The organism is Brevibacterium rongguiense (genome assembly GCF_009857845.1).
Taxonomy (GTDB): domain Bacteria; phylum Actinomycetota; class Actinomycetes; order Actinomycetales; family Brevibacteriaceae; genus Brevibacterium; species Brevibacterium rongguiense.
On sequence record NZ_WWEQ01000031.1, the window covers coordinates 25,143 to 35,714 of the forward strand.

The 10,572-nt window shown below is 75.3% G+C and carries 9 protein-coding genes and 1 pseudogene; 2 read left to right on the plus strand and 8 right to left on the minus strand.

The window, feature by feature from the left end; all coding sequences use genetic code 11:
- Positions 1–36: 36 nt before the first annotated feature.
- Both GSY69_RS08360 and pdxH read right to left on the minus strand, forming a co-directional pair.
- Positions 37–1,500 carry an aldehyde dehydrogenase family protein gene (locus GSY69_RS08360; protein WP_160953407.1) on the minus strand — a complete coding sequence of 488 codons (1,464 nt, stop codon included), beginning with the start codon at positions 1,498–1,500 and terminating at the stop codon, positions 37–39.
- A 66-nt stretch (positions 1,501–1,566) separates the two neighbouring features.
- A complete protein-coding gene (gene pdxH, locus GSY69_RS08365; protein WP_160953408.1) occupies positions 1,567–2,298 on the minus strand; it encodes a pyridoxamine 5'-phosphate oxidase in 732 nt (243 codons plus the stop codon).
- Between the two features lie 108 nt (positions 2,299–2,406).
- Here pdxH and serC point away from each other — a divergent pair, with 108 nt between their 5' ends.
- A complete protein-coding gene (gene serC, locus GSY69_RS08370) occupies positions 2,407–3,543 on the plus strand; it encodes a phosphoserine transaminase (RefSeq protein ID WP_160953409.1) in 1,137 nt (378 codons plus the stop codon).
- A 57-nt stretch (positions 3,544–3,600) separates the two neighbouring features.
- Here serC and GSY69_RS08375 read toward each other — a convergent pair whose 3' ends face one another.
- The 6 genes and pseudogenes from GSY69_RS08375 to GSY69_RS08400 all read right to left on the minus strand — a co-directional run bounded on the left by GSY69_RS08375 (position 3,601) and on the right by GSY69_RS08400 (position 8,450).
- Positions 3,601–4,593: an EamA family transporter gene (locus GSY69_RS08375; protein ID WP_160953410.1), complete on the minus strand. Its 993-nt coding sequence runs from the start codon at positions 4,591–4,593 to the stop codon at positions 3,601–3,603.
- Between the two features lie 125 nt (positions 4,594–4,718).
- Positions 4,719–5,213 (minus strand): DUF456 domain-containing protein, encoded by a 495-nt coding sequence (locus GSY69_RS08380; protein ID WP_160953411.1) that lies wholly within the window; start codon positions 5,211–5,213, stop codon positions 4,719–4,721.
- Positions 5,213–6,469 (minus strand): MFS transporter, encoded by a 1,257-nt coding sequence (locus tag GSY69_RS08385; protein WP_235936404.1) that lies wholly within the window; start codon positions 6,467–6,469, stop codon positions 5,213–5,215. The genes GSY69_RS08380 and GSY69_RS08385 overlap by 1 nt, the downstream gene beginning before the upstream one ends.
- Before the next feature lie 42 nt (positions 6,470–6,511).
- Positions 6,512–7,474, minus strand: coding sequence for a DUF3027 domain-containing protein (locus GSY69_RS08390; RefSeq protein ID WP_160953413.1), 963 nt, complete (start codon positions 7,472–7,474; stop codon positions 6,512–6,514).
- Positions 7,471–7,841: pseudogene (locus GSY69_RS08395) on the minus strand (cold-shock protein). Before GSY69_RS08395 ends, GSY69_RS08390 begins: the two are co-directional and overlap by 4 nt.
- Before the next feature lie 366 nt (positions 7,842–8,207).
- The gene (locus GSY69_RS08400; RefSeq protein ID WP_160953414.1) at positions 8,208–8,450 is read right to left on the minus strand and encodes a hypothetical protein; all 243 of its coding nucleotides are present in this window, start codon (positions 8,448–8,450) and stop codon (positions 8,208–8,210) included.
- 106 nt (positions 8,451–8,556) lie between these two features.
- Here GSY69_RS08400 and GSY69_RS08405 point away from each other — a divergent pair.
- Positions 8,557–10,572 (plus strand): helicase-associated domain-containing protein (locus GSY69_RS08405; RefSeq protein ID WP_160953415.1); only part of this gene is annotated, 2,016 nt, incomplete at its 3' end.

A 10,572-nucleotide genomic window follows, 5' to 3' on the forward strand; every position in this document is an offset into this window, starting at 1 on the left:
ATTCCCAGCCCGGTCCATCCGCTGTGTAGGCACACCTCACTCCGGAGCGCCCGCGTTGATGTAGGCCGTCTTGTGGACCGTGAAGAACTCCCGCGCGGCCCTGCCCTGCTCGCGCGGGCCGAAGCTCGAGCCCTTCCGGCCGCCGAACGAGGCGTGGTAGTCCACCCCGGCGGTCGGCGCGTTGACCATGACCATGCCCGCCTGCGCCCGGCGCCTGAAGTCCGCGGCGTGTGCCAGGGAGCGGGTGAAGATGCCGGCCGAGAGTCCGAACGGCGTGCGGTTGGCCACCGCCAGCGCCTCCTCGTAGTCGGCGACCCGGATCACGCTGGCGACCGGGCCGAAGACCTCCTCGCGGTTGATCGTCATCTCCTCCGTCGTGTCGGTCACGAGGGCCGGGGCCAGGAAGTAGCCCTCGGCGTCTGCCTGCACCCGGTGGCCGCCGTGGACCGTGGCGCCCTCCGCCGCAGCGCCGTCGATGTAGGCGCGGTCCTGTTCGAGCTGCTCGGCGGAGACGACCGGGCCCACCGTGGTCTCGGGGTCGCGGGCGTCTCCCACCCGCAGGCGCCCCATCCGCTCGAGGACGAGGTCGACGAACTCGTCGTGGACATCGGCGGTGACGATGAGGCGGCTCGAGGCCGTGCACCGCTGCCCCGTGGAGAAGAAGGCGCCGTTGACGGCGGCATCGGCCGCGGCCGGCAGGTCCGCGTCGCCGAGCACGACGAGGGGGTTCTTGCCGCCCATCTCCGCCTGCACCTTGGCCCCGGAGGCGGTGGCGGCGGCGATGACACCGGCGCCCACGGCCGCGGAGCCCGTGAACGTCACGGCGTCCACCTCCGGCGAGTGCGAGAGCACGTCGCCCACCACGCGCCCGGAGCCCATGACGAGGTTGAGCACACCGGCGGGCAGCCCGGCCTCGACGAGGATGCTGACGAGCGCGTGCGCGCTGGCCGGCACGAGCTCGGCCGGCTTGAACACGACGGTGTTGCCGAACGCCAGGGCCGGGGCGATCTTCCAGGCGGGGATGGCGATCGGGAAGTTCCACGGCGTGATCACGCCCACGACGCCCACGGGCTCGTGCGTCATCTCCACCGTGAGCCCCGGGCGCACGGACTCGACGACCTCGCCCGTGTTGCGCAGCGCCTCGCCGGCGAAGAACTTCAGCAGCTGGGCCGCGCGCACCGCCTCCGCCCGTGCCTCGGCCAGGGGCTTGCCCTCCTCGCGGGCGAGGAGGGCGCCCAGTTCGTCCGCGCGCTCGCGCACCAGGGTGCCCGCGGTGTCGAGCACGTCGAAGCGCCGCTGCACGGTGCCGTAGGACCAGTCCGGCAGCGCCGCGCGGGCGGCGGCGATCGCCGCCTCCACGTCCTCGGCGCCGGCGCGCGCGAAGCGGCCCAGCACATCCGAGGTGTCCGAGGGGCTGATGTTCTCCCGGCGCTGCTGCGCGGGGACCCACCTGCCCCCGATGAGGTTGTCGAAGGTCGTCTCCGGGCCGTAGGCGGTCATGCGGGGCTCCTCAGGGGTGTGGGGCCGCCGCGCTGCGCGCGCCGCGGACACCGGGGGCGGTCGGGCTCAGGGGTTGAGCCGGACGATGGTCCAGGCACTGGGGTCATCGAGGCGGGCGGGCCGGCCGTCGGCGCTCGTGAACGCGTAGCGGTCGTGGAAGCGGTTGCCGCGGCCCTGCCAGAATTCGACCTCGCTGGGCCGCACGAGGTAGCCGCCCCAGTGGGCGGGCCGCTCCACGGGGCCGGAGCCGAAGCGCTCCTGCGCTTGCGCATAGGCGGCTTCGAGGTCGGCGCGGCTGCGCACGGGCTGGGACTGGGCGCTGGCCACCGCGCTCAGCTGCGCGCCGCGGGCGCGGGAGGCGAAGTACTCGTCGGACACCGCCGCCGAGGTGGGCTCGGCCACCCCGCGCACCCGCACCTGGCGCTGCATGTCCTGCCAGGGGAACGTCAGCGCGATGCGGGGGTCCGCGGCGAGCTGGCGGCCCTTGAGCGAGTCGTAGTTGGTGAAGAAGACGAAGCCCTCGGGGCCGAATTCCTTCAGCAGCACCACCCGGGCGCTCGGGCCGGAGGCGTCGGCCGTGGCGACGACCATCGCGTTGGGCTCGGCGACCTGGGCGGCCGCCTCCTCATACCAGGCGGCGAACTGGGAGCCTGGGTCCGCGGCGACCTCGCTCAGGTCCGCGGCCAGGTACTCCACGCGCTGGGCGGCGAGGTGGGACAGGGCGGTGTCGCGCGGTGCGTCCGCGGTGGCAGCCTGTTGGTCGTGGGCATCCGATTCGGGGCTCGTCCCTGCGCTCATGGCACCACGATAGCCCGCGCTCCCCGGCCGCCGCGCGCGGTTCGCATCGCGGTCGTCCGGCTGGGACGGTGCGCACACTGGGTGGGGCGCCGGGCTAGACTCGGGCGGGTGAGCGAAGACACCACTACTACCGTCATCATCCCGCCCGAACTCCTGCCCGCGGACGGCCGCTTCGGCTCCGGCCCGGCGCGCATCCGGCCCGAGCAGCTCGAGGCCCTGGCCGCCGCCGGCCGCACGGTCATGGGCACCTCCCATCGCCAGGCCCCGGTGAAGAACCTGGTGGGCCGCATCCGCACCGGGCTCGCGGAGCTGTTCGACCTGCCCGCCGGCTACGAGGTCGTGCTGGGCAACGGCGGCTCGACCGCGTTCTGGGACGCGGCCGCGTTCGGCCTCGTGCGCACGGCCGCGGCACACGGCTCGTTCGGCGAATTCGGGTCGAAGTTCGCCAAGGCCACCGACACCGCGCCCCACCTGGAGGCCTCCATCATCACGGAGTCCGCGCCGGGCACCTCGGCGGTCCCCACGGCAGCGGAGGCGGACGTCTACGCCTGGCCGCACAACGAGACCTCGACGGGGGTGGCCACGCAGATCCGGCGGCCCGAGGGCATCGCCGACGACGCCCTCGTCATCATCGACGCGACCTCGGCTGCCGGCGGCCTCGACGTCGACATCCGGCAGGCGGACGTGTACTACTTCGCCCCGCAGAAGAACATGGGCTCCGACGGCGGCCTGTGGATCGCGATCATGTCGCCGCGCGCCCTCGAGCGCGCGCGGGAGATCAAGGACTCCGGACGCTGGATCCCCGCCTCGCTCGACCTCGTCACCGCCATCGACAATTCGGCGAAGAACCAGACGTACAACACCCCGGCGGTCGCCACCCTCATCCTGCTCGCCGAGCAGCTCGACTGGCTCAATGGCAACGGCGGCCTGGCCTGGGCCGCCTCGCGCACGGCCGAATCCGCGCGCCTCGTCTACGAGTGGGCCGAGGCCAGCGACGTCGCCGCGCCCTTCGTGGCGGATCCCGCCGACCGCTCGAACGTCGTGGCGACCGTCGACTTCGACGAAGCGGTCGATGCCGCGCAGATCGCGCAGGTGCTGCGCGCCAACGGAATCGTCGACGTCGAGCCCTATCGCAAGCTGGGCCGCAACCAGCTGCGCATCGCGACGTTCGCCTCGGTGGACCCCGAGGACGTCAAGGCGCTGCTCGGCTGCATCGACTTCGTCCTCACCGCCCTCCCCCGCTGAGCGGCCGCGGCGGCCGGGCCGCAGCCGGTCGCCGGGCACAGGCGCGGCGCCGCCGGCTCACAGCGCCGGATCGGCCGGCGGCGGCGATCCCGCAGGACCGCCGCGGGCGGCGTCTCCCCCGGCACCGGTCCCCTCGGCCGCACCCTGGCCGGCCGCACCGCCCTCATTGGCCGCACTGCCCCCGTCGGCCTCGCCGGCTCCGCCCGCGGACACCCACACGACGAGCGCACCGGAGACCGCCACGAGCAGCACGCCTGCCAGCGCGGCCGGCGAGAGCCGCTCCCCCAGCAGGGCGAACCCGACGAGCGCGCCCATCGCCGGGTCGACCGCGAAGAGCGTGCCGATGACCCGGGCGGAGCTCAAGCGCCCGGCCAGGGTGTCGAGGCTGCAGGGGATCGCGACGCCCACCACCGCGCACACGGCGAGCAGGCCCAGATCGGCCGGCTTCACCTCGCCGACGTGGGGCGCGGCGAGCGGCAGCGTGAGCGCGGCCGCGATCCCCACCGACAGCGCCAGGCCGTCCAGTTCGGACCCGGCCTTGCCCACGCGCGCGGCCAGCAGCGTGTAGCCCCCGAACGCGGCCGCGGCGCACAGGGCCGCCGCATAGCCCGCGGCATCGAAGTAGCCCAGGGGGCCGGCGGAGATGAGCGCCACCCCCGCCAGTGCGAGCAGCGCCACCCCGGCCTCGCGCAGCCGGCGGGTGGCGGCCAGCGCGACGGCGCACGGGCCCAGGAACTCGAGGGTGACGGCGATGCCGAGGGGAATGCGGTCGATGGCGGCGTAGAGGCTGAGGTTCATGACGGCCATGGCCGCCCCGTAGAGGCCGATGCCCAGCCACTCGCCTGGGCCGCGCCCCCGCAGACGGGGGCGGATCACCGCGAGCAGCACCACCGCGGCGATGGCCATGCGCATGCCGCTGACCGCGAACGAGCCGTAGGCGGAGAACAGCCGCGAGGACAGCGCCGCGGAGACCTGGACCCCGGCGGAGCCGCCCACCACGAGCGCGGCGGCGCCCAGCACCGCGCGCGGGCTCAGCGCCGCCTGCGCCATGTCCGCTCCGCAGCCCTGGATCGTTCGCCCGTCTGTCCCACGGCCATCAGGCTACGCGCATCGGCTCCCCGCCGCCCAGCCGGCCGCGCGGGTCGCACCGGGCCCGCCGCGGTCCGTGGACTGCCTCAGGCGAAGTGCGCCCAGACCCCGATCCCGAACGCGCCGGCGGCGAGCGCCGCGCAGCCGAACTCCACGGCGATGCCCAGGCCCGCCGCGCGGATCGTCGCCCAGCTCGTCTCCCAGGCCCGGCGGGGGTCGCCCAGCCGTGCCCACTCGGCCAGGTAGAGCCCCGCCACGAAGCCCAGCAGCAGGCCCACAACGGGGAGGACGAAGAAGCCGACGACCCCCACCGCCAGCCCCGCGAGGAGGCTGAGGCTGGGCACGCCGCGCGCCTTGAGGCGCCGGCCGGTGATGACCCAGGAGGCGCCCATGCCGATGCAGGTGAAGACGGCCACGGCCGCGAACGCGGCCCACGCCTCGGGCCCGCCGACGATGATGGCCCACACGAGCACGGACACGAGGATGAGCGCGGAGCCGGGCAGCACCGGCACGACGATGCCGGCACAGCCCACGACGATGAGGAGCGCGACGACGAGCGAGGCGATTGCGGCGGCGCTCATCAGGGGTGCCCGTCGTAGGTGAGGTGGACGAGGCGGCGGGTGTGCGTGCGGTGGACGCGCAGGTGCTTCGCCCCGATGAGCCAGCACAGGCCCACGGCGATCCCGATGATGCCCGCCGAGCCGCCCAGCACGAGCGCGGCGCGCGGGCCCATGCCGTTGGCCACGAGCCCGGCGATGGGCGCGCCCAGCGGGGTGCCGCCCATGACGACGGCGGCGTAGATCGCCATCACCCGGCCGCGCACGACGGCGGGGATGGTGGTCTGCACGTAGGCGTTCGCGGCCGTCATCATCGTGATCGAGGAGAAGCCCACCCCGATGAGCGCGATGGCGAACAGCCAGTAGGAGGGCATCGCCGAGGCCAGCAGGCACGCCGCCCCGAACCCGCCGGAGGCGCCGAAGACGAAGCGCAGGCGCGGGCGGTCGCGGCGCGCGGCCAGCAGCGCGCCGGACACGGAGCCGATCGCCATGACGGAGTTGAGCAGGCCGAACCCGCTGGCGTCGCGGCCGAACTCCACCCGCGCCATCGTGGCGGTGTAGATGTTGAAGTTGAAGCCGAACGTCGAGACGATGAAGAGCACGACGAGCACGACGACGAGGTCGGGCCGCGTCCGCAGGTACTTGAAGCCGCCCAGCACCGCCTTGACCCCGCCGCCGCGCTTGATGGGCGCGGGGTGGAGCCGAGCGCGGTCGAGGGTGAGCAGGACGACGATGGTGGCGGCGAACCCCAGCCCGCTGATGAGGAAGACCGGTGCGGGGCCCAGCCAGGCGGTGAGGCCGCCGGCCACGGCCGGCCCGAGCATCCGCGCGCCGTTGAACGACGCGGAGTTCAATGAGACCGCATTGGGCAGCAGCGACTCCCCCACGAGCTCGGAGACGAAGGCCTGCCGGGTGGGGTTGTCCACCGTTGCGACGACGCCCAGGAACAGCGCGAGCGCGTAGACGTGCCAGAGCTCGACCGCGCCGGTGATGACGAGGCCGAAGAGCACGAGCCCGCAGGAGCCCATGAGCGCCTGTGTGAGGAGGAGCAGCCTGCGCTTGTCGAAGCGGTCGGCGATCGCCCCGGCGAACGGGAAGAGGACGAGCTGGGGGCCCAGCTGCAGTGCCATGCCGATGCCGAGTGCGGTCGCATCGTTGTCCGTGAGCACGGTGAGGACCAGCCAGTCCTGCGCCGTGCGCTGCATCCACGTGCCCGTGTTGGAGATGAGGGCGCCGGCGAACCAGTGGCGGTAGTCGGGCTCGCGCAGAGACCTGAACATCGAGCTCATGGGCTCAGACCTCCGCTCCTGTGGTCACGGGGCTCAGGCCCCGGCGCCCTCCGCGGGCGAGCCGGCGGCCACCGGGACCATCTCGAAGCCCTCCGCGGCATCGTCGACGACGGGCACGGCCGGAGCGGCATCGGGCCGCTCCACGTCCGTCTCCGAGTGGGCCCCGCAGCCGGTGTCGAGGGAGACGACGCGCCCGTCGAAGGGCGACCACTCGTTGGCGCACACGCCGAACTGCGTGCGCATGGCGCCGGCGATCGGCAGCAGGTAGCCGCAGCTGCCGCAGGTCTGGACCGCCTGGCGGGCGAACTCGCCGCGCGGGCCCGCCTCGGAGGCCGCCCAGCGGCTGGCCGCGGCGCCGATGCCCTCGCGGGAGAGCACGCGCTCGCGGCCCAGGCCGAACTCGTAGTTGGCGATCTGATCGACATCGTCGTCCGGCTCCACGGCCACCTGCTGGTAGCCCGGCTGCAGGTTGGGGTCCGCGTCGAGCTTGGGCAGCGTGTCCTTGGGGCCGACGTCGCCGGGGCGCACGCGCTCGGCCCACGGCAGCCACTCGGGCGAGACCAGCGCCTCGGGGCCGGGCAGCAGTGCCGTCTCGCACACCGTCGCCTTCTTCGAGCGCGGAGCGCGGGCGAGCACGGCCACCCAGTGCCAGCCCCGGTAGGCGGGGTCTGTGCAGTCGAACGAGTGGGTCACGAGGCGCTGGCCCTCGGACACGGCGCCCTGGTAGGCGCCCACGTGCTCGGGCTCGGCCACCTCGAGCAGCGCCGCGCGGGCGACGTCGACGGCGGCGGCCAGCACGTCGTCCAGCGGCGCGGGACGGCGGGCGGCCGAGGCGCGGCGCGGCTCGGGCGCGGGCTCGACCGCGGCCATTGGCTCGGAGTCGGCTGCGTTTGCGGGCTCGGCCGGGGCGGCCGCGTGCGGGGCCGGCGCGGCCTCGGCACGCGCCTCGGCGGCGTCGGAGTCCATGCCCTCCCGCCAGGCTTCGAACAGGCTCATCGGCCCTCCAGATCATCGGCGATGTGGCGCAGCACCTCGGCGACCTTGTGGGCGTGCCCGTCGTCCGGGTAGCGGCCCCGCCGCAGTCCGGCGGAGGTGTCGTCGAGGAGCTTGATGACGTCTTCGATCATAGCCGCGGTCTTTCCGGGTCCCGGCGCACGCGCTTGGGCGCCTCGATGACGCGGGCCTTGAGCACCTGCTTGCCCTTGCGACCGTCGACGACGTCGAAGTCGAGGCGGGTGCCGGGCGCGACCTCCGTGCCCGCGGGCAGGGATGTCGAGTGCAGGAAGACCTGCTCACCCGAATCGGCGGTGACGAACCCGAAGCCCTTCTCCGCGTCGAACCACTTCACGCGTCCGGTTGGCATGGCGTCTCCTCTCGTGCGTGCGCGCCGCCGCGGCGCGCGGTGTCTGTCTTGTGTCTGGTATCTGGTGTCTGGCGGCTGCTGCTGGTCTGCGAGCGGGGCCGGTCTGAGCCCGGTCGCGGCCGCACCGCGTGCGCCTGTGCGCTGCCCCGGCGCGGCTGTACTGCTGCACGCGATCCGTGCGGACCAACGGTGCGCTGCCCGCGGGCCACCGGGCGTCGGCGATCCTGCGGCCCGGCCTCGCGGGGGGGGGGTGCCCGGCGCCCGATCGCGGGGCGCGACGGCGGTCTCGAGGCCCGGGGGCGCTGCGGGCCGGCGGGGAGCGGAAGCCGCGCCCCTGGGCTCAGCGCCCGGGCGCGATCCCTGGGCTCAGCGCCCGGGTTGGGCGGTCGGTCGGCGCCTGCGCCCGATGAGCCGGACGAACGCAACGACCATGACGATGAATGCGATGGGCGGCGCGATCATTCCCACCCAGGTCAGCGCAACCGAGGGGACCCCGCCCGCCACGCCCACGATGACGACGGCGGCGAGCGCCAGCGCGCCGATGCTCATGAGCGCGACGGCGGTGCCGATCAGCCACGCGTCGGCTCGCCTCTCCCGCTGCTGTGCCACGTTCTCGTCCTTCTTGCTCGGAAAGTGCCGGGCCGGCCAGGGCGGCCGACGCCTCCCAGTGTACGCGCCGCCGCCCGCCGGGCGGGTGCCGACTAGACTCGGCCAGATGCCCCCGCTCCAGTCCTTCGCCGCGTGGCTCGCCGCAGCCGAGTCCCAGCGGTTCGCGGCCTTCGCCGCCCGCCGGCGCGACCTCATGCGCACGGACGCCGCGGACCTCACCCGCGTCGCGGGCCTGGCCGGCACCCGCGCCTCCGTGGCCACCGCGCTCGAGTCCCTGTCCACCGCTGCGCTGCAGGCCATGCAGCGCGCCGCCAGCGCCGCCCGGCTGGGGCCCACGGTCTCCGCGGCCGAGGCGCTGGCCGCACCGGGTGCCGAGGGCGCCACGGCCGGCGAGGGCGCCGCAGGTGCCGAAGGTGCCGCAGATGCAGAGGACGACGACCCCGCCGTCGTGCTCGCCGAGCTCCTCGACACCGGCCTCGTCTGGCCCGCGGACCCCGCCGACAGCGCCGCGCCGCTGCGCGCCGCCGAGCTGCGCATCCAGGCCGAGGCCATCGGCCTGCTGCCCACCACCGCGGCCGAGCGCGCCGATCCGCCCGCGTGGACCTCGGCCCGCCGGCCAGCCCGCCCCCGGCCGCAAACCGTGCCGCCCGCGATCGCCGCCAACGCGCAGGCGGCGGCGGTCTCCGACACCGTCTCCGGGCTGCTCGCCGCGGTGCGCACCGTCGCCGAGGCGGAGGCCTCCCAGCTGGCCACCGGCGGCATCGGCAAGCGCGACGTCCAGCGGATCGGGACGCGCCTGAGCGCCGATCCCGCGCACACGGTGCTCCTCCTGGAGATCGCGGGCGCCATGGGCCTGCTCGGCGTGGGCGGATCGGACCTCGACCCCCAGTGGCTGCCCACCGCCGAATACGACCGCGCCCTGGGCGCGGGGCGCGCCGAGGTGTGGGCCGGCGCGGTGCGCGCCTGGCTGCGGCTGAGCGTCGGCATCGACCACGTGCTGGCCGGGCGCACGCCCAGGGGCGACCGGATCCACGCGCTTGCCGCGGCGGCCGGTTCCCACCGCGGCTCGCCCTACCCCGGCAGCCGCGGGCGCGCGCCGCTGCCCTTCGCCCGCTTCCGGGTCCTCACCGGCCTCGCCGAGCTCGCCGGGGAGGGCGAGGCGATCGACGATGCGGCACTCGCCGCCCAGCTGCGGTGGGACCACCCGCTAGCCCCCGCGCTCGAGGATGCGACGGTGGGCCGCCTGCTCGCGGAGGCCGAGGCGCTGGGCCTGACGTGCACGCCGCTCGCCGCGCCGCGCGCCCACGCCCTCACCCCGCTGGGGGCCGAGCTCGCCGCCGGGTTGCGCGCCGCCATGCCGGCGGAACTCGCGCCCCTGGGCTTCGCCGCGGAGCTGGTGGAGGTGGCGCCGGGCGTCACCGCCGCAGCGCAGGCGCTCCTGCCCGAGCTCGTCGAGGACGTCATCGTCCAGTCCGATCTCACGGCCGTGGCCACCGGGCCCGTGGACCCGCGCACAGCGGCGGTGCTCGAGGCGCTGGCCGAGGTCGAGACCCGCGGCCAGGGCACCGTCTACCGGTTCACGGAGTCCTCCCTCACCCGCGCGTTCGAGTCGGGGCTGAGCGCCCAGGAGGTGCGCGAGCGGATCGCCGGAGTGTCCCGGACCGGGCTGCCGCAGCCGCTCGAGTACCTCCTCGCGGAGACCGCCGCGCGCATGCGGCGCGTGCGGATCGCCGCGGCGCGCTCGGTGGTCGTCGTCGACGACCCCGCCGATCTCGCGGCGCTGCTGGCCGAACCGGTCATGATCGCGGCCGGCCTCCAACAGCTCGCCCCCACCGTCGCGCTCGCGGGCGTCGGCTCCGACCGCCTCGACCAGCTCCTCGCTGCCGCGGGCATCCGCACGCTGCACACGGCGGGAGCCGGCGGCGCTCCCCCGCGCGGGCGCCCTCCCGCCCCCGCCGCCCCGCTGGCCCAGCGCAGCACGCGCGTACCCGATGCGCAGCTCGAGGCGTTCGCCCAGCGCCTGCGGGCGACGGGCGGCGGGCGCAGCGCCTCCGGCCCCGCGCCGGCGGGCGGGCAGAGCCCGGCCGACATCGCCCACGCGCTGCGCGAGGCCGCAGCGGCC